Annotated in this window: 26 protein-coding genes; 3 read left to right on the top strand and 23 right to left on the bottom strand. The window is 40.4% G+C overall.

The genetic code is table 11. From position 1 onward, the window contains the following. Positions 1-22 precede the first annotated feature (22 nt). Positions 23-361, bottom strand: a complete 339-nt coding sequence (locus DWZ40_RS14780; RefSeq protein WP_118543688.1) for a TIGR04076 family protein — start codon at positions 359-361, stop codon at positions 23-25. Positions 362-376: 15 nt separating this feature from the next. Beyond that, positions 377-1,756 carry a Na+/H+ antiporter NhaC family protein gene (locus tag DWZ40_RS14775; protein WP_118543697.1) on the bottom strand — a complete coding sequence of 460 codons (1,380 nt, stop codon included), beginning with the start codon at positions 1,754-1,756 and terminating at the stop codon, positions 377-379. A 637-nt stretch (positions 1,757-2,393) separates the two neighbouring features. Here DWZ40_RS14775 and DWZ40_RS14770 point away from each other — a divergent pair. Beyond that, entirely contained in the window at positions 2,394-3,110 is a 717-nt protein-coding gene (locus tag DWZ40_RS14770) for an NAD(P)H-dependent oxidoreductase (protein WP_118543687.1), read from the top strand. On the opposite strand, the gene DWZ40_RS14765 is transcribed toward DWZ40_RS14770, so the two are convergent. The 15 genes from DWZ40_RS14765 to DWZ40_RS14690 all read right to left on the bottom strand — a co-directional run bounded on the left by DWZ40_RS14765 (position 3,111) and on the right by DWZ40_RS14690 (position 14,575). Then, positions 3,111-3,608, bottom strand: coding sequence for a MazG family protein (locus DWZ40_RS14765; RefSeq protein ID WP_118543686.1), 498 nt, complete (start codon positions 3,606-3,608; stop codon positions 3,111-3,113). It lies immediately after the preceding gene. Between the two features lie 20 nt (positions 3,609-3,628). Beyond that, positions 3,629-4,507 carry an EamA family transporter RarD gene (gene rarD, locus DWZ40_RS14760; protein WP_118543685.1) on the bottom strand — a complete coding sequence of 293 codons (879 nt, stop codon included), beginning with the start codon at positions 4,505-4,507 and terminating at the stop codon, positions 3,629-3,631. 32 nt (positions 4,508-4,539) lie between these two features. After that, on the bottom strand, positions 4,540-4,737 hold the full coding sequence (locus tag DWZ40_RS14755; protein ID WP_118543684.1) for a helix-turn-helix transcriptional regulator: 198 nt from the start codon (positions 4,735-4,737) through the stop codon (positions 4,540-4,542). Further along, positions 4,724-5,257, bottom strand: coding sequence for a hypothetical protein (locus DWZ40_RS14750; protein WP_118543683.1), 534 nt, complete (start codon positions 5,255-5,257; stop codon positions 4,724-4,726). The genes DWZ40_RS14755 and DWZ40_RS14750 overlap by 14 nt, the downstream gene beginning before the upstream one ends. Positions 5,258-5,445: 188 nt before the next feature. After that, positions 5,446-5,787 (bottom strand): SWIM zinc finger family protein, encoded by a 342-nt coding sequence (locus DWZ40_RS14745; protein ID WP_118543682.1) that lies wholly within the window; start codon positions 5,785-5,787, stop codon positions 5,446-5,448. Beyond that, positions 5,784-6,278 (bottom strand): site-specific integrase, encoded by a 495-nt coding sequence (locus DWZ40_RS14740; RefSeq protein ID WP_347560099.1) that lies wholly within the window; start codon positions 6,276-6,278, stop codon positions 5,784-5,786. Before DWZ40_RS14740 ends, DWZ40_RS14745 begins: the two co-directional genes overlap by 4 nt. A gap of 88 nt (positions 6,279-6,366) precedes the next feature. Continuing rightward, the gene (locus tag DWZ40_RS14735) at positions 6,367-7,941 is read right to left on the bottom strand and encodes a recombinase family protein (RefSeq protein ID WP_118543681.1); all 1,575 of its coding nucleotides are present in this window, start codon (positions 7,939-7,941) and stop codon (positions 6,367-6,369) included. Next, complete coding sequence (locus DWZ40_RS14730) at positions 7,932-9,632, bottom strand: recombinase family protein (protein WP_118543680.1); 1,701 nt, start codon at positions 9,630-9,632, stop codon at positions 7,932-7,934. The genes DWZ40_RS14735 and DWZ40_RS14730 overlap by 10 nt, the downstream gene beginning before the upstream one ends. After that, complete coding sequence (locus DWZ40_RS14725; protein ID WP_118543679.1) at positions 9,633-11,330, bottom strand: recombinase family protein; 1,698 nt, start codon at positions 11,328-11,330, stop codon at positions 9,633-9,635. A 139-nt stretch (positions 11,331-11,469) separates the two neighbouring features. Continuing rightward, positions 11,470-11,718, bottom strand: a complete 249-nt coding sequence (locus tag DWZ40_RS14720; protein WP_005344286.1) for a DUF6870 family protein — start codon at positions 11,716-11,718, stop codon at positions 11,470-11,472. Beyond that, the gene (locus DWZ40_RS14715) at positions 11,699-12,079 is read right to left on the bottom strand and encodes a type II toxin-antitoxin system PemK/MazF family toxin (protein WP_027089935.1); all 381 of its coding nucleotides are present in this window, start codon (positions 12,077-12,079) and stop codon (positions 11,699-11,701) included. Before DWZ40_RS14715 ends, DWZ40_RS14720 begins: the two co-directional genes overlap by 20 nt. Before the next feature lie 573 nt (positions 12,080-12,652). Next, a complete protein-coding gene (locus DWZ40_RS14705) occupies positions 12,653-13,126 on the bottom strand; it encodes a sigma factor-like helix-turn-helix DNA-binding protein (RefSeq protein ID WP_182431758.1) in 474 nt (157 codons plus the stop codon). Positions 13,127-13,453: 327 nt separating this feature from the next. Further along, positions 13,454-13,885, bottom strand: coding sequence for a hypothetical protein (locus tag DWZ40_RS14700; protein ID WP_118543677.1), 432 nt, complete (start codon positions 13,883-13,885; stop codon positions 13,454-13,456). Positions 13,886-13,892: 7 nt separating this feature from the next. Further along, the gene (locus tag DWZ40_RS14695) at positions 13,893-14,105 is read right to left on the bottom strand and encodes a sporulation initiation factor Spo0A C-terminal domain-containing protein (protein WP_055182410.1); all 213 of its coding nucleotides are present in this window, start codon (positions 14,103-14,105) and stop codon (positions 13,893-13,895) included. Between the two features lie 152 nt (positions 14,106-14,257). Next, positions 14,258-14,575: a helix-turn-helix transcriptional regulator gene (locus DWZ40_RS14690; RefSeq protein WP_117457281.1), complete on the bottom strand. Its 318-nt coding sequence runs from the start codon at positions 14,573-14,575 to the stop codon at positions 14,258-14,260. 179 nt (positions 14,576-14,754) lie between these two features. Between DWZ40_RS14690 and DWZ40_RS20140 the strand changes: the two genes are divergently transcribed. Further along, the gene (locus DWZ40_RS20140) at positions 14,755-14,961 is read left to right on the top strand and encodes a DUF6219 family protein (RefSeq protein WP_054752894.1); all 207 of its coding nucleotides are present in this window, start codon (positions 14,755-14,757) and stop codon (positions 14,959-14,961) included. Between the two features lie 76 nt (positions 14,962-15,037). Here the strand turns inward: DWZ40_RS20140 and DWZ40_RS14680 are convergent, their stop codons facing one another. From DWZ40_RS14680 to dinB, 6 genes are all read right to left on the bottom strand, one after another. Further along, the gene (locus DWZ40_RS14680) at positions 15,038-15,409 is read right to left on the bottom strand and encodes a hypothetical protein (protein WP_054335661.1); all 372 of its coding nucleotides are present in this window, start codon (positions 15,407-15,409) and stop codon (positions 15,038-15,040) included. 9 nt (positions 15,410-15,418) lie between these two features. Then, the gene (locus DWZ40_RS14675) at positions 15,419-15,991 is read right to left on the bottom strand and encodes a hypothetical protein (RefSeq protein WP_054335622.1); all 573 of its coding nucleotides are present in this window, start codon (positions 15,989-15,991) and stop codon (positions 15,419-15,421) included. 230 nt (positions 15,992-16,221) lie between these two features. After that, a complete protein-coding gene (locus DWZ40_RS14670) occupies positions 16,222-16,809 on the bottom strand; it encodes a MarR family transcriptional regulator (RefSeq protein ID WP_118543676.1) in 588 nt (195 codons plus the stop codon). A gap of 69 nt (positions 16,810-16,878) precedes the next feature. Then, positions 16,879-17,112, bottom strand: coding sequence for a hypothetical protein (locus DWZ40_RS14665; RefSeq protein WP_118543675.1), 234 nt, complete (start codon positions 17,110-17,112; stop codon positions 16,879-16,881). A gap of 12 nt (positions 17,113-17,124) precedes the next feature. Further along, the gene (locus tag DWZ40_RS14660) at positions 17,125-17,337 is read right to left on the bottom strand and encodes a DNA-binding protein (protein WP_118543674.1); all 213 of its coding nucleotides are present in this window, start codon (positions 17,335-17,337) and stop codon (positions 17,125-17,127) included. A 14-nt stretch (positions 17,338-17,351) separates the two neighbouring features. After that, complete coding sequence (dinB, locus tag DWZ40_RS14655; protein ID WP_118543673.1) at positions 17,352-18,599, bottom strand: DNA polymerase IV; 1,248 nt, start codon at positions 18,597-18,599, stop codon at positions 17,352-17,354. Between the two features lie 192 nt (positions 18,600-18,791). Between dinB and DWZ40_RS14650 the strand changes: the two genes are divergently transcribed. Continuing rightward, the gene (locus tag DWZ40_RS14650) at positions 18,792-19,526 is read left to right on the top strand and encodes a S24 family peptidase (RefSeq protein ID WP_118543672.1); all 735 of its coding nucleotides are present in this window, start codon (positions 18,792-18,794) and stop codon (positions 19,524-19,526) included. Positions 19,527-19,566 lie beyond the last annotated feature (40 nt).

The raw sequence follows: 19,566 nt of genomic DNA, 5'->3' as shown, positions 1-19,566 counted from the left end.
TCTTTTCTTAAATTTTGTTTTCTCACTCCGGCCTTTGGATCGGCACCACCGTGCACTGTCCATGACTCTGAATCCGTTTTCCTACTCTTGTAATTTTAAATCTGGCTCCACAGTTTGGATCCGGACAGGCGATCTCGGTATCCGAAAGCATCCAGTCATTCGGGTCCAATGGCCGCTGCTTTGCCGGAAGCAGCGGAATAAGGGCACTTAAAGAATACATGGAAAAGGATGTATCTTTCGGGAACACCAGATTCTCCCCCTGAACCAGAAAATAATCTCCCGCCCTGTGGCTGCACACCATCGGCCGGTCTGTGGCTACCACTTCCACTTTTAAATCATATAAAGTAAATGTATCGTCCATTCTGTCTGCTCCTTTTTATTCTTCTTTCTGACATCCCCAGCCAGTCAGCACTGCCCCCAAAAATACAGCAAATAATACAAAGCCATAAATGGTTCCGCCTGCTACAACAACAGGAGAAAGTCCGGTCAGGGCAGATCCGATAAATACAAACACACTCATAAACGGAATGATGGCCGGGAGACTGTTGGCCGTACCATCCAATAGGTTTGCCCTGCGGTATGGATGAATATTTCTTGCCGCTCCAATCTTATTTAAAATAGGTCCAAATGTCAAAATGGAAGCACTGGTCACGCCGCCTAACAGAATGGTCGTAAACGCGATACCCATCATACAGATTAGCTCTACCCCATGGGTGGTGTTCGCCATCCTGCTGTTCAGAATCTTCTCAGCAATCAGATTCAGCATACCTGCATCACTCAAAACTCCCATGATGCCAAATACCGAAATGACCAGTGCGCAGGTCGGCAAAATGTTGTTGATGCCATCGATCAAAAAGCCTACTGCTGCATTGTTTGCCGCGTCGTTGGAAAATACCTGTGCCGGAGTGAAAAGTCCTGCTGCCAGGCCAACCACAGTACCCGTTACCAGACCCACTAAAATACCTTCGTAAATATTTCTCGTTTTTGTTGAAACAGTTAACATCAGAACAACCGGAATCAGCATCACCAAAGAAACCGGATTGGCTGCCGCGTCAATGGAACCGCCCTCATATACACCGCCCATACCACCAAAGACCGCAAAGATTACAATCGTGATCAGGCCTGCTACTGCGGAATATTTAATACGACTGGAAACAACACCGCCGATATCTGCCGGCTTTCCATTTTTAAACTGCTGGGTCGATGCAGATGCAATGGTCGTATCTGAAATCGGAGCCAGATTGTCACCGAAAATTGCGCCAGACACAATACATCCCGCCATCATCATTTCATTCGCGCCCAGCATAATGCCAGCCGGATAAAAAATCGGAAACGCGATAAACATGGTTCCGATGGAAGAGCCGGTTGCCGTGGAAACAATGCAGGAAGCAATAAATGTAAATGCCACAAAGATGCCGCCCTTCATGCCAACCGCATTCGCGATCCACACAAAACCGCCGGAAAGGCCGCACAGTTTAATCAGAGCACTGAACATACCGACCAGCAATAAAATCACAACAACCGACACCGATGTGATTGAGGAAATGCCCTTGATGGCACTCTCCCAAAAATCACTGTAGCTGGTACAGAAAACGCCGCCGATCAGAAGCGCCAGAAAACCACCTACCGCAAGTGCCTCCATATTGAAGGCCTTAAATCCAATGAAAAGCACCATGCAGAAGAACACATAAATTGCTACCGGAATCAGCGACATCCCGATTCCGCCCCGAAACTGAAGTTTTCTCTCTTCACTCATACTTTTTTCCTTCCTTTCTCTTGTTTCCTGTGCTGTAAAAATCTTCAGGAGCTGTCTGGAAATTGTTCCTGGCACCTCCGGCTGACATTCAAGAGTCCGGCGGAGCGTTTTTATTTCATAAGACACTATTTCCTATGAAACAAAAAAAGCCCGCCCCTGAACTACGTTCAAGGACAGGCTGTTATATACCTGCGGTACCACCTTGTTTGGTGCCAAGCACCCACTCTTTACAGAATGCCATTACATTCCTGGTCCGTTAACGCTGACCGTTGCGTCGCAGCTACTAAAGTCTGACCTGTTTTCCAGACCATTTCCTTTCACCTTGCCCTCTGAGGCCCACTTACCACGACACTCTGTCCGGATTCCACCACCCCGAACTCTCTGTGAGACTGCTTATATGGTACAACTTCCTCTTCAATGGTTTAAAGCAATGATAGCAATGGAACTGAGAAATGTCAAGTATAAAATTTCTTCTTATCATCTTATCAACCAGCTGCAAAAAGGCTTTAGAAAAGTGTAAGAATGCCGTAATTCAGACATTTTTCTCGACAGACGGCCATTCCATTATTATAATACAGGTACCGGGGCACTGCATTCCCTGACCCGGAATCTATATCTGCTTTTAGAGGAACTGCCTATGAATATCACGGTAATTTACGCTTCCGGCCGAAAAACCAGATCAAGCACTTACCAGATCGCACAGATGCTCATCAAAGAACTCCTGGAAGATGGAACCTGTTTTTCCTTCTTTCTCCCGGATGACATGCCTCACATCTGTACCGGATGCCGCGCCTGCATCCTTGGAAAAGAGCAGGCCTGCGGAGGTGCTGCCGCCATGGCGCCCATCCTTGAGGCTATGGAACAGTCCGGGCTGATTCTGTTCTGTGCGCCCACTTATGTATATCATGTTCCTGGACAGATGAAATCCCTGCTTGACCACCTCGCATACCGTTGGATGGTTCACCGCCCTGATCTTACTTTCATGAAAAAGCAGGCAGTCATCATTAACACAGCTGCAGGCGGCGGTATGCGCTCCACCGTCCGCGATATCAAAGACAGTACAGAAAACCTGGGATTCGCGAGAACCCACTGCATTTCCCAAAGCGTATGGGATTACGCCTGGAATGATCTGCCGGAATCTTTCCGGAAATCCATTCAGCATAAGGTAACATGTACCGCCCGGAATGTCCGGCACTGTGCCAGACATCTGACTCCGTCGCCGAAAGTATGGTGCGAGTTCACCCTCTATCGTTTTCTGCATAAGCACAAGAAAATGAGCACAGTCGATGATGCTTACTGGCAGGAACATGGCTACAACACAGGGTGTCCCTGGAAAAGCAAAAAAGCATTATAATTACCGAAACCCTTTTCGTTTTCTTGCCGCTCCGATCAGTTCTTCTGCCTCATCAAACGCGCCGGGCAGATAGCTTTCCATCCACTCTTTTCCCTCTTTTTCCTGTTTCTTGATTTCAGCCCAGTTCACCAGAACTTCATCCGAGCCGGAAACCGCTGTGGTTCCAAACACATGCGGGTGCCGGCGAATCATTTTATCCGTGATTCCACGCATGACATCCTCCAGCGTAAATAAGCCTTCTTCCTTTGCAATCTGCGCATGCATGACCACCTGCAAAAGCAGGTCGCCCAACTCTTCTTTTAAGTTCTCTGCATTTCCCGTCTGCTCCAGAATGTTGATGCCGCCAACCACCTCCGCGGCCTCCTCCACACAGGCTGCTTTCAGGGAACCATGAGTCTGCTCCCGGTCCCAGGGGCATCCGTCCTCCGCGCGAAGACGGGCAATAACCTGTACCAGCCGGTTTAATTCTTTATCTAATGGATTGTAATTGTCGTTCATAACAAATCTCCCGTTTTATCTTATTTCTTCATTTCTTTTACATTATGCCATAGCGTAAATCCGACGCCCACCCAGATAAAGCAAAACGCGATCAGGCGGTGAACCTCCAGCGGTTCATGGAAATAAAAGAGTTCCATAAGGAACTGAATCGTAGGATTCACATACATCAAAATCCCCGTCAAATAATAAGGAATCATGCGGACTCCCCTGTTAAATAACAAAAGCGGCACAGAAGTAATCGCTCCTGCTATCGGAAAAAGCAGAAACTGCATTCCATGAAGGACTCCCAGACTTCCATTACCATTCATTTCGCTGTAAATACAGAAAAGAAGCGCGATCGGCGTCACAAACAACGTTTCCGCAAACAGGGAAAGTCCTGCATCTAAATGCACACTCTTTTTCACAGCTCCGTAAAAAGCAAAGCTCAACCCGATCACCATAGCCATAACCGGAACCATCCGGTACACACCAATCAGATACCCCACTCCAATCAGGGAAAACAGTGCCGTCATCTGCTCTAACCGGCTCATCCTTTCATGAAAGAAAAACACGCCGATGGCTGTGACAAAAATCGGCTCCAGAAAATATCCCAGGCTGGCATCCAGCACATGTCCCGAATTGATAGCGAAAATATATACGCCCCAGTTAATACACACCAGCACACCACTGACCATGCAGCAGAACACTGTCTTTTTATCATGAAAGATCTTTCTGATATCTCCCATCCGCCCGGTCACGGCCAGATGGCCAAACATAAAAATCATGGACCAGACCACTCTCTGGGCCAGTACATAAGCGGAATTTACCTCTGCAAGAAGATTCCAAAATACGGTGAGTAATCCCCAGCAGATGTATGTAATTGTAACACTGATCGTTCCTTTTCTTTTTGTAGTATCCATATGTCGTTTCTCCTGTTGTCTGTCAATCCGTCCTATTCTTCCGGCCAGAATAAATCATCCAGTGTTTTATCCAGTGCCTTGCAGATTGCGATGCATAAGTAAATGCTTGGATTATAGTCTCCCTTTTCAATTGCGCTGATCGTCTGCCGGGACACACTGCAAAGCTTTGCAAGTTCTTCCTGCGACAGATCCTTTCCGGCTCTCGCAGCCTTCATTCTAAGATTCTTCATCTTCTTCCTCATTTCTACCGGCTTTTCGAATCACGATAGCTCCGGAAATCAGCAGGAAACAGATTACGCACAGAAGGTTAGCCCCTCCCGCCCCAAAGTCCAGCACACCATGTTCCAAAAAACGACCGCTGCGGATGCTCTGGAATAAAGATGCGCCGTTGCTCACAATAAGAAATACGCATAACAGAAGATACCGGTTTCCGTTTTCCAGTACCCGGAAGAATGCATTGTTCAAGATAGAATATACAGCAAACACAGTAACTCCTGCATATAAGATCACGAACAGCAGCATATCGGTTGTCATATAATTCGAGATATTCAAACCATCTGCGTCATACAAAAGTCCCGTCACAGCCAGCAGCACAATAACTGCCGAAAAACCCAGCTTATACGCATCCCCCCGGATCTGCAGCTGCATTTCATCATAATGCAGTGCACCGGCTTTTTTCCTGGTGACAAGAAAAATGATACAAAATATTAACGTAAAACTCAATAGTGCGGCAAAACTATGGTTCAACATAAAAACCCTCCTCCTTGTTTTTTATATTACGTGTTTTGTCTTGTTGAGTTCATTGTAATATTTCGCGTGCATTATGTCAAGTTTATTTTACATTTTTCTTTTAAATGCGAACATCAGGACGTTGCGCGATATTATGAAAAAGTCGGAGAATCCGCGTATGAATGGATTTCCCGACTTCATCTTATTCTCTACCAATAACCATTTCTTCTATCTTCCAACTCCACAAGCGCATTATATAATTGCTCTTGCAATTCCACCTCCGAAAGACTGTTTACATATTCCCGAAGTTCCTCAAAATGCTGCCGTTCCTCCTCTTCTTCCTCCTTCTCCCATTCTTCCACCTTTTTCAGAAACTCGTCCACAACTGTAGGTTCTGCTGTAAAATACAAGGCTATCATATGCTTGCAGATCACTCGTCTGCCAGCAGCAAAAGGACAATTACAATTTGATATCATACCCATTTCGGTTATAACCATCTCGATCATAGCCTTCTGCATTATATCCCGCACGATTGTAACCTTCTCGATCATAACCTGAATGATTGTACCCAGTTGTACTCCCTATCCAGCCGTTCAGCCAGTTTTGTCTGCTTGTTTGGATAAAGATGTGAGTAGGTATTCAGCGTAGTTTCCACTTTTTCATGGCCGAGCCGATTCGCAATCTCCAATGGCGAAAATCCCAGTTCGATCAACATACTTGCATGGGAATGCCTCAAATCGTGTACTCTTATCCGCTTTACGCCACTTTCTTTAATTCCTCGCTGCATTTCATGCTCCAGATAATATTTCGTAATAGGGAACAACCTGTCGTCCTCCTGCAAATCATATAAGCTGTCCATATAATCTTTGATATCTGCAGCCAGAAACTCTGGAATGGTAATCACTCTCTTGCTTTTCGATGTTTTTGGTGGAGTGATCACATCTTTCTTACCAAGACGTTGATATGATTTTGTGATAGCAATTGTTCTCTTTTTCAAATCCACATCTTTCGGATTCAGAGCCAAAAGTTCTGCTTTTGTCAATATAAGTCTAAAAAAAATTTGCTTTTAATTCGCAAAAAGCACCACTGTTTCCATCCAGTGATGCTCCCTGCGAACAATCTTATTTAGTTTATGCTTTTTCTTCTTTGTAGAAAATGTCATCCATCTTCCAGTTTATCTCCATACGTCCTGGTCCATAAATAAAGACTTTCTCAATAATCTTTGACAGCTGTATTTTGTCAAAATCCTGCAATGCTGCAATCTCATTTACTTCCATTTCTTTTTCTGTTGCTTCATCAAATTTTTTCTTCGCTGTAGCAATCTCATTCTCCAATTCTGTTATCTGCAAAGTGATTTCTGAAATACGGGAAGTCGTTTTTTCCAGTTCTTCCATATACCCTTCCTTATCCAACACTTCTGAACGATAATCAGAATATAGTTTCATCTTTCTTGACGAGAGTCGCTTTTTTTCACTTTCCAGTGTTGCGATAATTTCTTCTTTCAAAATTGCTTTATGCCATTCTCTTTTCTTTTTCTCAAGATTTTCCGAAATGAATTGTGCCATATTTCTAGCTGCATCCAGTACTGTTTCTTCTGCTTCTTTCCTGTTCATTTTACTTTCCGCACACCCGCTAAGACCACTGATATGTGCCTGCATACAGCGATATCCAGTCTCTCTGCTGTTAAAACCAAGTCTTCTTCCACAGGTCGGGCAAAAGAAAATAGGGCAGGCTACTCCTCTTTTTACAGGAACCCTTTTCTGGTTAGTAAACGCTTTCTCATTTGCTTTCCAGAATAATTCATCGGATATAATTGGTTCATGTGCATTCTCTACAACAATCCACTCCTCTTTATCGTTGGAAACCAATTTATTGCTTCCTGTTCTTGCCACTTTCTTTTTATTCCAAATAATTTTTCCAAGATACACTTCGTTTTTGAGCATATCTGATATTGTTGTGACTGACCAAAGTTTCTTTTCTTTTTCGTCTTCCCTGTGCATTTTTATTCCTTTTCTGCACATATACTCCCGGCATGTAAGCACATGGGTTTCGTTCAGATATTTTGCTATCTGTCCTTTTGTTTTTCCATCTGCCGCCATTGTGAATATCAGTTTTACTGTTTTAGCTGCTTCTGGATCTATAACCAGATGATGCTTATTTTCTGGATCCTTAATATATCCATATTTTGGAAAAGCCGGCATATATTCACCGTTTTTAGCATGTGTTTTCATAGCAGAACGAACTTTTCTGGACAAATCTCTACTGTACATTGCGTTCAGCATGTTTTTTAACGCTACACTCATCCCTCCAGTAAAACCAGAAGAATTGATACTGTCAAAACCATCGTTAATTGAGATAATTCGAATACCAAGAACCGGCAGGATTTTTTCCAGATAATTTCCCACTTCCAGATAATCCCTTCCAAATCTTGAAAAATCCTTTATAACAATACTTTTTATGCGTCCTGCTTTTGCATCTTCCATCATCCTCTGAAATCCGGGACGGTTAAAGTTTGTACCACTGTACCCATCGTCTACATATTCAACTACTGGACAGTTAATAAATTCGTCCTGTTTTTTTATAAATTCATTTATCAGCATTCTCTGTGCACTGACACTGTTGCTTTCGGCTTTTATACTGCCATCTACATCATTATCCTCCGACGAAAGTCTGATATAAACAGCAATACATTCTGTTACTGGCATGACTCAGCCTCCCGTTCTTTTGCATATTTTCTTAATTCTTCCAACATGTCATCATATACCAAATGTACCGTAATAGAACCGCTTTCATGTATTTCGATTTTTTCCACAAAAGCTTTGACCATTTCCTTAGTCAGTGTTCTCGTATTGCGGTATTTATTGATCAATTTTTCCCACTCTTCCTCTGTGTGAAAATTTTTTTCATATCCAACCTGATGCTTTAATAAAATCTCCATATTATTCTGGATCTCTTTTTCTGTTTCCGCATCCTGCTTTGAAAATGTTTCATACTGTTCTGCATCAATAATCCGACACACGTAATCCTCAAACAATCTTTCCCGGTGTACTGCCACTTTCTCCAGTTCTTTCCGGCATTTCTTGATTTCCCTGTTAAATACATCATACTTTTTAATGCTTTCCTGCCTTTGATTCAACCGACGAATCAAATCTACATTTTCAACATATACATTGATATGTGCACGTATCACACGCAGCACATAATCATTCACTTCCAAATCAGTGATAGAATGTGGTGTACACTTCCCGTAAAGTTTATTATTTCCACAGTAAAATCTACGATGATTGCCTTTAGTTTTCCCGTATAAATACATGGTTTTCCCACAGTCTGCGCATACAATTTTCTGCTTGAAAAAGTTAAAGTCTCTTACATTATTGCCATTTGATTTACGAGCCTCATTAACCCGTTTTACGATATGACCAATCTTTTCCTGTACCGCTTCAAAATCCTTTCTGCTCACAAGTGCCTCATGGGTGTTTTTGATAATAATCCATTCTTCTTTCTGATTCATTTTCTGTTTCTGTGCTGCCCAGGAATCATTGGTAAACTGATTATGCACACTATCACCTGCATAATATTGATTCTCAAGGATTTTGTGGACTGTTCCTCCACTCCATGTCCATGTCGCTGACTTTTCATTTGCTTTTCCTGCTTTATCCAGCTTGTAGGCTTTCGGGCAAAGATACTCCTCCGCATTTAATTTCCGGGCAATCTCTGCATAAGTCATTCCATCAATAAAATACTGAAATATCTTTTTCACCACAGGTGCTGCTATCGGATCTGGAACCAGCTGATGAGGATTATCCTTGTCCTTTTCATAGCCATAAGCCATCTGGCCCGAAGGAAATTCACCATTTTCCCAGCTCGTCCGGTATGAACTTCTTATTTTTTTTGCCAAATCTCTGGAATAAAACTCATTGTACACGTTTGACATGCTGATCAGCAGGCTTATGTCATCTCTGAACGAATCATAATGATCATTCACCGAAATAAAACGCACATTAAAGAATGGGAACACTCTTTCAATATAGCTCCCCGCCTCTACATAATTTCTTCCAAGCCTAGAAAGATCTTTAACAATAACACAGTCAATATTTCCCTCTTTGATGTCCTGCATCATCTCATTAAAACCATCTCTCTCAAAATTAGTTCCGGTTTTAGATATATCAAAATATTCCTTTGCAACCACTATATCTTTCTGTTCTTTTACGAAATTATGAAGCAGAACCATCTGCGTCTCTATAGTATTTCTTTCTCTGTTCTTTTCACTCTCATAAGAAAGCCTTGCATAAAGGGCTGCATGTGAAACTTTTTCACACTGGTTTTCAGCTTCTGTAACCAAATTTTCTTTATTTCCAATATTTACATAATCTACTTTTCTTGATTTTCGAGCCATTTATACGACCTCCCTCTTTTGAATTTCTATTCTTCCGTCCATGCTTGTGCTGACATCACACCCCATTGACTGTATCTGCCGTAATAGGGATTGATAACAGTCATCAAAATTAAATCTGACTTCAATATGTTTTTTGTCATATACCAATATCTGATCAATCAGTTCAACCGCAACCGTTCTTGTAAGTTCTTGTATATTCTGATGTGCGGCAAAATAATCCAGCCAATGATATTTATCACTTTTTGATTCCAGAATTTCTCTGATCTGCTGATCAATGTTTCGGATTGCTTCCTCGGCTTTTTTTCGTTTTTCCGTGTACCCGTCATGAAGTTCTTTATAGTCTTCTTTTGATATGATTCCTTCACGAAAGTCTTCGTACAGATAATCCCTTAATTCTCTGCAACGGTTGGCTTCCTTCTCTTTCGCTTCTTTTCTGGCTTCTAATTCTTTAATATCCAATTCCTGAAACGGAACTGCATGAATAAAATCCATGATCTTTTTCATGTCAAGAATATTTTCAATGTGGATTTTTACCAGTTCCAATACTGTTTCTTCCAATTTTCTCATTGGTATTCTGTGTGCCGCACACGCTTTCGTAGCCGCATGTCTGGAACAGATATAGTAAGCGTATATCTTTCCTCCTGCCGGGACATCCCGTTTGATCATCATTGCCCCACAGTCTCCACAAACCACAAGTCCAGACAATGGATATACCTTTTCTTCGTTCGGAGAAGTTCTTGTATCTATCCCTAATAATCTCTGCACCAGTGCAAATTCTCGTTCCGATACGATAGCCTCATGATTTTTTTCAATTCTAACCCAATCTGTCTCTGGCTTTTTCATCATTTTTTTTACTTTATGGTTTGGTGTTGTCCTTTTTCCCTGTACCAGAGTTCCTGTGTATACTTCATTTTCAAGGATTCTTTTTACCGACATGGCGCTCCATTCTGCCTGTTCGTGTGTTTTAAAATTATCCTGAATCCTTATTCCAAGACTGTGCTTATATTCCATTGGTGAAAGAACACCCTGTTTGTTCAATGCATTGGCAATTGCTGTCTGGCTCATTCCTGATAATTTCATGCGGTAAATTTCTTTGACGATACCTGCCGCATATACATCTATCACCAGTTTGTTTTTATTATCTGAATCTTTCTGGTAGCCATACGGTGTAAACGCTCCAATATATTCTCCATTTTTTCTCTTTACTTCCAGGTGACTTCTTATTTTGATAGAAATGTCACGGCAATATGCATCGTTAATAAGATTCTTGAACGGAATCACGATTTCATCTGCCTGACTTTTTCCTTCCAAGCTGTCATAATGATCATTGATTGCAATAAACCGCACACCAAGAGCCGGAAATAATCTTTCGATATACTTTCCGGCATCAATATACTCACGTCCAAAACGGGAAAGGTCTTTTACGACAACACAATCCACAATTCCTTTTTTGATATCTTCCAGCATCATCTGAAATGCAGGACGTTCAAAATTAGAACCACTGTAACCGTCATCCACCCGTTCTGATACAACAACTATATCCTTTTTATCTTTTAGGAAATTTTTTATCAGATCTTTCTGATTTGAGATACTGTTGCTTTCACGCTTTCCAACAGTAGCAACATCGCCATCTTCTTTCGATAAACGAACATAAATGGCTGCATGATAGATTTTCTTTGAATTGTTAATATGATTCATCTTCATCCTCCTTAGTTTTACCTTTCCATCAACATTGGTAAAACCCAGAGGGTGAGTCGATTTTGTCCTGATTGGAATGAGGAGTCCTGAATTCCTCGCCTCCATATTAACATAACTCTTCAGATTTTACCATCACTTTTTATACAGAAAGCAAAAGTTCCTCAAATGCATCTTCAAAAGATACTCCATTGTTTGCAAACCGTATTTTCACTTTTACATTTCCTATACAGACAAGATAGGGATTTCCCACCTGTCTGAGATATTGAGCTATTCTTTTTTCTTTCGTCTGATTCCGGTCAATCCTTATTTTTCGGATGTCCTTCAATTCCTTCAGATCTACATCATCAAAATCCGTTTCCAGATAGTTTCTATATTCTTCCGCAGTCATGACCTTCTCCTTCCATTCCCATCTGAATCCGTACTGCTTTCAGTACCCGATCCAGGCTCCACTTATTTACTCTTCCGCATTTCTCAATAATGCATTTTGTAGAAATGCTCATAACCTGTTCAGCCAATGCCAGGCTTCCTTTTCGGATCCCTGTCATGTCGTATTTACTGATAAATACATGCGTTGGTAAATACCGCTTCTTATATATTCTTGACGTCAGCGGAACTACTGTAATGACTGAACTATATGTATTAGCTTTGTTATTACTTACTACGATCACCGGTCTTACTCCTCCCTGAACCGAAGTTGTCGGGAACATACCGAGATCCGCCCATAAGATATCTCCTCTTCGAATCGTCACTTGTCATCTCTCCAATCTTTTTAATTTGTAAAGCATTCATAGCGCTATATTGGCTCCACAGGAATACGGCAGAGTTCCTTTCCAAGATGGAAAGCTCTGCCGCATAACCTCTATAGCCAATTTGATTATTAAACAGTGCTCGCTCGATTCTATTTATCCTCGATACCCCGAATCGTTACTCCTGCATCTGCAGGAAGGGAATAATAACCTGTCCGGATGCTACACTCCGGACCACAACCCAAAAACTCTCGTTTCCAGGCTCTGGCAGTTCATAGGTTTACCAGTTACAGACTTCTCAGGGTCTGCAAGTGTATCGCATCTCACACATGTCATCGCATCACCAGCCTGCCGACTGGCTTTGGTCAGTGCTTTTTCGCAGTATTATTAGCTCTAAAAAGTTTCTTACGTCTTATAATCCTATAGCGGCATCTTCCTCGTGCTCACTGTATGAAATGTCACATCAGTTATTATTGGATATTCAGTTATCATGGTGCATTTTAGGGAGTCCTTAAAGCTCCTCTAATTACTAAAGTCAAATGACTTCGGCAGATGCAAAAAAAATTCCGAAATTTTTCAAAAAATTTTTTTCATATACATTTCACGCATTTTATTAAGGATCGTTTTCAGCTTGTAAGCTAATACCTGTCTGGAAATCCCCATAATCTCTGCCATCTGTGTCTGTGTCTTGTTTTCAAAGAAAATGCCGTAAATAATCATGCGTTCCTCGGTATTCAGCTGATCGATCACTTCATGAATATCCTGCTGTTCCATTTTCGTCAGTACACTGTGCTCCACGTCACAATTCAGATCCGGAAAATCTTCAATCATGAATCCTTCCCCATCAATGGACTGTCCACTGTAAGGTACCTCCCGCAGCATCTTATCCACGACTTTCCCCTCTTCATTCTTAATCTCAACTTTTTTTGCCTTGCTGCTTCTGTAAAAATTGTTCATTGCATACGCAACTTCTTTTGTAATCTCAATCATTTCTCCATCAATATTTGCGTAGTACTTTCCTTCATAAAAATATGGGTGTTCAATATACATATCCGTTCCTCCTGAATTTGAAATCTTGTTGCTCGTTTCAAATTCAGAAGGTGGACCTTTGTTTAGGATCATGCCTGCTCCGCCTTTATCCTGCCGGGACATACCCGCAGTTATTGGCCGAGAAATTCAGGCACGAAAAAAAGCCCCAGTAGTCTTTTTCTTAACTACTGAGGCTTTCGTCTCTTTCTTGTATTCAGTTATCTATGCCTTCTTTCATCAGCATAATCATTGTATCAGGATAAAGTTCACAACGTATCCGCAATACGTTCCCATAAGTTCATGTCATTATTGAAATCGTACATATTTCAGTATAAAAAGTTCACTGTATTATTCTTCTACTTCTTTTCCATCTATATATAGTTGAAATTTATCAGGATTATGGACAACATCATAGTTTTTACCATATTCTACAGGTCTGTATTCGGCTGTCATTACCGATTCCCCATCTTCAATATCCTCTTTCCATAAATAGATGTTCATATCAAGACTCGTCGCATATCCCCTGTCTGTGGAGAATTTTGTCGAATAAAATGAATCATCCTTGTACATCTGCAAAAGTTCTCTTGCAAAAGCTTCTTTATCCCCGATATGTCCCCGGTTAGCAACCACTGTAATATTTTCATCTCGATTTACGGAAAATGTTCCTACCACATCCGGTTCACCTCTCTTATGACCGGATTCAGTTTTACCATAAATACTTCCCGCAGCAATTATCAAGATCACTGCTCCTGTTATCACTGCAATTATCTTTTTCTTCATATTTTCATTAATTTCCTTTAAATTGTTTTACTGCGTAATTGACTACTTCTTCCGGTGTAGGTCTGTCTCCTTTAAGTGTCATTTTCTTCCATTCTTCCTGCACAGCCGGATCGGGATTATCAAATCCTGCATCTATGGCTATCTGCATTTCTCTGCGTACCTCTTCTGGTGTTGTGTTGTACTTTTCTGCAATCTTCTCATAAATAGTTTTCTCTCTCATTCATTTTCCTCCAATATACAGGTAGAATTATATCTTGTTCTATAGAACTAATTTAGCATATTTCTATTGTCATGAAAAGACACTTTACAACTTAAAGCTGGATAAAGGGGCAAAAAAAAGAAGAGCTACTTGCTCTTCCTAGTTTTGTCATATTATTCTTCCAATAATGTATGGATTACTTTGATAATTTTTTTCTGCTCTTTGATCGGAAGTTTTTCTATTTTCTCTGCCAGCTCATTGGTAACACCTGTAACTGAATGTGCCACAACATCAATCAAAAGAGTATCTGCAGAAACATCTAATGCATTTGCAATTGCAACAAAGGTATCCAATTTTGTAACTTTCAAGCCTCTCTCTATTACACTCACATGCGTCGGACTTAAATTTACTAATGCAGCCAGTTCCTCTTGCGTGAGATTTTTTGCTTCTCGTGCTGATTTGATTCGCTGTCCTACTGCTTTCAAATCCATCGTAACACCTCCTCCAGAACGAATAATCGTTCTGAATTTAGTATACTTGTGAATATCTTAAATATACAGAATCGCAAAACCAAGTTCTAATTCTATAGAACTATATTTCAAGATTTTCTTTGCATATTCGTAAAAAAGCGTTATGATAGAATCAGTTAAATCAAAGGAGGTATCAAATCATGAAATCGCATAAATACTGGTCCCTCGGAGCACTTTTCTGTATGTTGGGATGCATTTATTCTGGAATCAGAAAATCTATGACTGCACATAAATATTTTGCCTATTCTTCATTGCTTTGTATGGGCATGTCCATTTATTCCGGTCACAAACTGGTTTCTCCAAAGAAGAAAAAAATCACTGAATCAAATAATAGTGAGAATAGTTAAACAAAAAACTGACCTTTATTCATCAAAAACGAAGTTGCTGGAGAGTATTTTTTCTCCAGCAACACTTTCTTCATCTTTAAGCCATTGAAACACAATACTGTCCAATCAGCTTCGTCCAACTATTATATTTATTCTTTTCACACACCTTTCGGCAAATTTCATTTTCCATCAGTACACAGAACATCTTATCATAATCAAATGCCCAGACAGCACCATTCACATGGTTTTCCACTGCTTTCTGATCTATGTGCTTTAAGCGTGTGACCATTTTTTCAATTTCTCCATTTCCCAAGTTACCGATATTTTTACAGATAAACCGAAAGAAATTCAACGTTGCATATTCGTCATGCCAATGGAATTCTTCTGGATTGTTTTTAATTTTACTGGCTCGCTGCTGTTCTTTGATTATCTGATCAGCTACACCCTTCATCGAATCTTCGTATCTCATATTATTCACCTACTCTTCCTCAACGCCCAGTGATGGTTTAAATCTTTTATCTTTTGCCTGCGGTACCACTATCTCATAAAAATAAAATCCTAAATATCCAAGTGCCTGCTTCTTCATTTTATAAAAAGAAGTCCTGCCTACGCCTAACTCCTGCTGTACTTCCACATCTGTCTTATTATAATGACTGCAAAAACAGGAATGAAGAATCTCACTGAGCATCACACCATTCGGTGCATAGAACTTTACCAGTGTCATTCCACGATAGATCATATCTGACAAGCCGTAAATAATCATCAGGTTATTCATTTCCCGGTGCATCTTTGGCACATTCAGCTGATTGTTATAAATGCTCAGATAACTCAACGCATATGCCATATCTTCATTGATTTTCTCCTGGCACTCCATATCCAATTCTTCTAACACAATCTGATTTTCCAAAATCAATTTCTGATAGCTTGTCATCAGTTCCTTGATATCTGTATAATGTCTCTCCATCGTTACTTCCAGATAATCCTGTGCATGGCTTGCCATCTGGAAGGTAATCTCTTTCATTGATTTAATTGCATAATCTCTGTCTGTCATCAGTTTCAAAATCTCCTTATCATCATCACACTAACTGGCGGTCTTTCAGACCAGTTCGCTTTCCCCATGATTTTGATGGGAAGCAATTACTTACTACAATTTGCAGAAGCGGATATCCAAAAGGCATTGTGGGAGCTGCCTTTGCTGACCGGAATCCATCTTCTTATGTAAAACCTGCAGGAATATAAAGGGAAAGTGACTATCCCTGCCGGTTAATAATCATTAATTATCTAACAATACTGCATTGATTTTTTCCAATTTGCACACCATGAAGCATGTAATAATCTTTCTTCCTCCGAACTCACTATAAAATACCCTTTTCCAAGTCCACCTCCATATCCTCCAAGAACCTGATCCAGGTCTTTCAGCGCAGCTAAAACATAGCTTCTTGATCTATTTGTGATCTCGCATAATTGTTTTAACGTATGTGGCTCTCTTCTTATTATGAATAATATTTGTCTCTTTAGTAAATCAAACTCTAAGTCCGTTAATTGATTTTTCTTTTTTATTTTCTTTTTGTACTCAATAACCCCCATATTGTAGCGTTCATTAAATCTTTTCCATACATCATCCGGATCACACAGCAAAAATTTTGATAATTCTTCTTTAAATGCTCTCCTAGACATATCATCTTTTTTTCTGATTACTGAAAATGCTCCACAATCTTGATACAAATTTTTAATTTCACTTATTGAAGTTCCTTCATCTTTTAATTTCCTATAAGTCGTACTTCTTGACTGGAACATAATCGCCTGCATATCAATAGCTGTTTTCTTTCCTTTAATTAGTTCAAGTATCTGTTCTACTAGATTATTCATTGTGATTCCTCCTTCCTTTCATGACACTATTATAAGGCTAACGTAGAATATTTTCTTTACGATTCTGTATCACTTTCTCTCCATAAACCATTTATCCACTTCATAAAACAAATGGCTTTCCTGCCCCTGTATCATACAGGTGTACATCATTCCTACACCGCCTGCCTTTCTGCTGGCACATCGCTCGATTTTCAAAATTCTGTCAATGTTATATTTTCTTCCATCTTCCCAGGTGAAAAATATAGGAACCAGTTTTCCGTCTTTCCGAAACTCTGCCACTACATCTACATATACTTTATTCATACCGGCACCTCACTATAAGATCTCTATTGCTCTTGGCGATGCCGGAATCCTTCGGATATATCCATTTTGCTCCAACTGCTTGATTCTGGAAAAAGCAGATGACGTTAATCTTACTCCGATCAGTTTTCCAAATTCCCGAACTGTCGGCGGATATCCATGCTCCTTCGTATAATTCAAAATATACTGATAGCTTTCTTCCTGTTTTCTGGTTAATGTCTGTTTCAAATCTATCCCTCCCATTATCCATGAAAATAACTGTGTGGATGAACCGTATGTGTACCAGCGTCCAAGTGGGATAAGACTTTATCCTGATACATAACTGCTCTCTGTATACTGAAATAACCAAACCGTCGTCTGATCTCATCTACAGTGCAATCCATCTTTTCCAATTTTTCCTGTTTCTCTTGATTACCAAAAAGTTCCAACTGGAAGGGAATATCATCCAACACAAGATCTACTGCTCGAATACCAAGGCTTCTAATTGGATGCTCCCATTTATAATGATCTTTAAACAATTGAAATGCTGCTGTCACAATCTCATCTGTTATATTTGTCGGATGATGTAATTGTTTCTGCCTCGAAAAACTAAACAAGCCATTATCTCGGACCGTAATTTCTATCGTTTTACATTTAAATCCATGTTTTCGTAATCGTGCAGCTACGCTTTCTGCTAACGCCATCTGAATGATCCAGACATCCAGATCATCTTCCAAATCTCTTGGAGTTGTGGTGCTATTGCCGATTGACTTCACCGGAGCTGTATACCCATCTTTGCAAACCGGATCATTGTCCCAGCCATTTGCAAATGACCATAACACAATTCCCATCTTTCCAAAATGGCTTTCTAACATTGCTTCATCACTTTCTGCAAGTTCGCCAATGGTTCGGATCCCCAGCTTCTGAAGTTTCTTCCGAGTCTGTCTTCCAACATAAAGCAGATCCGATGCAGGAAGCTGCCAAATCATACTTTTATAATTCTCCAGGTTAAACTCTGTAATCGCATCTGGCTTTTTGTAATCAGAACCGAGTTTCGCATAAATCTTATTCCAGGAAATCCCAATACTTACCGTTACACCCAGTTCATATTTAATCCGATGGCTGATTTCTCTTGCAATCGTTATTCCGCTTCCTTTCAGATTTCTGCTGTCTGATACATCCAGCCAGGCTTCATCAATCCCATATGGCTCGATCTTGTCCGTATACTCCGAATAGATTTCCCTTGCCATCTGTGAAAATCGTAAATACAAACCCATCCGTGGTGGTACAAATATGATTTCCGGACAAATCTGTTTTGCCTGCCATAATGCCATTCCAGTCTTTACACCTTTTCGCTTCGCAATATAATTTGCTGTCAGCACAATTCCATGTCTGGCTTCCGGATCACCTCCAACTGCAAGAGGCATTCCGGCAAATTCCGGGTGATGCAGCATTTCCACACTTGCATAAAATGAATTCATGTCGCTATGAAGAATTGTCCTGTCTCTCATTAACTCCACCACCTACTCTCTTTTTGGTTTATTGTCTTATCAAGTTCTGTATGCTTAGTATATCTCTCCGTATTGGAGATAGTCAAGCGACATCTTGGTCGTATTTTCTCCGTTATGGAGATTTTTCTTGATTTTTAATTTTATTCGGATTATAATGCATATAGAAAAATTAAAAAGAAATGAGGCGAACATATGCGTGCTTTCGGAGAAATATTAGTAGAAAACAGAAAAAAGAAAGGCTACTCCCAGGCAGATCTGGTGGACTTACTTGCTCAGGAAGGAATTGACGTTACTACGAAAGCAGTCTCCAAATGGGAGAATCAGACAAGAGAACCATCTTTACATACAATCCTGACAGTTTGTCAGATTTTAGATATTGAAGATATATACGAAGCGTTTTTAGGTGAAAATCCATTTGATCATGTCATGGAAAATTTGAATGAAGACGGCAAAGCTAAGATCATTGAATTTGCCAATCTACTGCGGGCATCCAGAAAGTATCTTCCGCATAGAGCTGAGATTATTCAATTTGAAAATTATCAGCCGATTGCAGTAGAGCCAGCTTCTGCCGGTACTGGAAATTATATTGAAGACAGTGTAAAAGAAATCTACAATGTCGGTCATCTTGCACCCGAAAAAACGGATTTTGGAATCCGCATATCTGGTGACAGTATGGAACCGATGTATCATACGGGAGATGTTGCATGGGTTCATAAACAAGACAGTATCTCCAACGGTGAAATCGGTATCTTCTATCTCAATGGCAATACCTATATCAAAGAACTGCATGATGGACCAGATGGAGTTTACCTTGTTTCATTGAATGAAAAGTATCATCCAATCCAGATTTATGAGTCTGATTCTTTTAAAATCTTTGGGAAAGTAATCGGAAAATGCAAAGGGGCAGAAATCCCTGGTTTTCATTAAAGATCAACTGCAGACTTCTAGCCTGCTCTTGCTGAAAATA

Origin of the sequence: Clostridium sp. AF32-12BH (genome assembly GCF_003477935.1) — a bacterium.
In the GTDB taxonomy this organism is placed as follows: Bacteria; Bacillota; Clostridia; order Lachnospirales; family Lachnospiraceae; genus Brotaphodocola.
The sequence above is the reverse complement of the archived record's forward strand: the minus strand, read 5'-3'. Positions and strand labels throughout refer to the sequence as shown.

Excerpts from the sequence above, each read along its gene's own strand:
- DWZ40_RS14770 (WP_118543687.1), top strand. The coding sequence starts at position 2,394 with ATGAATATCACGGTAATTTACGCTTCCGGCCGAAAAACCAGATCAAGC.
- rarD (WP_118543685.1), bottom strand. The coding sequence starts at position 4,507 with ATGGATACTACAAAAAGAAAAGGAACGATCAGTGTTACAATTACATAC.
- DWZ40_RS14680 (WP_054335661.1), bottom strand. The coding sequence starts at position 15,409 with ATGAGATACGAAGATTCGATGAAGGGTGTAGCTGATCAGATAATCAAA.
- dinB (WP_118543673.1), bottom strand. The coding sequence starts at position 18,599 with ATGAGAGACAGGACAATTCTTCATAGCGACATGAATTCATTTTATGCA.
- DWZ40_RS14695 (WP_055182410.1), bottom strand. The coding sequence starts at position 14,105 with ATGAGAGAGAAAACTATTTATGAGAAGATTGCAGAAAAGTACAACACA.
- DWZ40_RS20140 (WP_054752894.1), top strand. The coding sequence starts at position 14,755 with ATGAAATCGCATAAATACTGGTCCCTCGGAGCACTTTTCTGTATGTTG.
- DWZ40_RS14775 (WP_118543697.1), bottom strand. The coding sequence starts at position 1,756 with ATGAGTGAAGAGAGAAAACTTCAGTTTCGGGGCGGAATCGGGATGTCG.
- DWZ40_RS14705 (WP_182431758.1), bottom strand. The coding sequence starts at position 13,126 with ATGTATATTGAACACCCATATTTTTATGAAGGAAAGTACTACGCAAAT.
- DWZ40_RS14745 (WP_118543682.1), bottom strand. The coding sequence starts at position 5,787 with ATGATCGAGAAGGTTACAATCGTGCGGGATATAATGCAGAAGGCTATG.
- DWZ40_RS14700 (WP_118543677.1), bottom strand. The coding sequence starts at position 13,885 with ATGAAGAAAAAGATAATTGCAGTGATAACAGGAGCAGTGATCTTGATA.
- DWZ40_RS14750 (WP_118543683.1), bottom strand. The coding sequence starts at position 5,257 with ATGTTGAACCATAGTTTTGCCGCACTATTGAGTTTTACGTTAATATTT.
- DWZ40_RS14690 (WP_117457281.1), bottom strand. The coding sequence starts at position 14,575 with ATGGATTTGAAAGCAGTAGGACAGCGAATCAAATCAGCACGAGAAGCA.
- DWZ40_RS14780 (WP_118543688.1), bottom strand. The coding sequence starts at position 361 with ATGGACGATACATTTACTTTATATGATTTAAAAGTGGAAGTGGTAGCC.
- DWZ40_RS14735 (WP_118543681.1), bottom strand. The coding sequence starts at position 7,941 with ATGCCAGTAACAGAATGTATTGCTGTTTATATCAGACTTTCGTCGGAG.
- DWZ40_RS14720 (WP_005344286.1), bottom strand. The coding sequence starts at position 11,718 with ATGACTGCGGAAGAATATAGAAACTATCTGGAAACGGATTTTGATGAT.
- DWZ40_RS14765 (WP_118543686.1), bottom strand. The coding sequence starts at position 3,608 with ATGAACGACAATTACAATCCATTAGATAAAGAATTAAACCGGCTGGTA.
- DWZ40_RS14665 (WP_118543675.1), bottom strand. The coding sequence starts at position 17,112 with ATGAATAAAGTATATGTAGATGTAGTGGCAGAGTTTCGGAAAGACGGA.
- DWZ40_RS14725 (WP_118543679.1), bottom strand. The coding sequence starts at position 11,330 with ATGAATCATATTAACAATTCAAAGAAAATCTATCATGCAGCCATTTAT.
- DWZ40_RS14755 (WP_118543684.1), bottom strand. The coding sequence starts at position 4,737 with ATGAAGAATCTTAGAATGAAGGCTGCGAGAGCCGGAAAGGATCTGTCG.
- DWZ40_RS14730 (WP_118543680.1), bottom strand. The coding sequence starts at position 9,632 with ATGGCTCGAAAATCAAGAAAAGTAGATTATGTAAATATTGGAAATAAA.
- DWZ40_RS14675 (WP_054335622.1), bottom strand. The coding sequence starts at position 15,991 with ATGACAGACAGAGATTATGCAATTAAATCAATGAAAGAGATTACCTTC.
- DWZ40_RS14650 (WP_118543672.1), top strand. The coding sequence starts at position 18,792 with ATGCGTGCTTTCGGAGAAATATTAGTAGAAAACAGAAAAAAGAAAGGC.
- DWZ40_RS14670 (WP_118543676.1), bottom strand. The coding sequence starts at position 16,809 with ATGAATAATCTAGTAGAACAGATACTTGAACTAATTAAAGGAAAGAAA.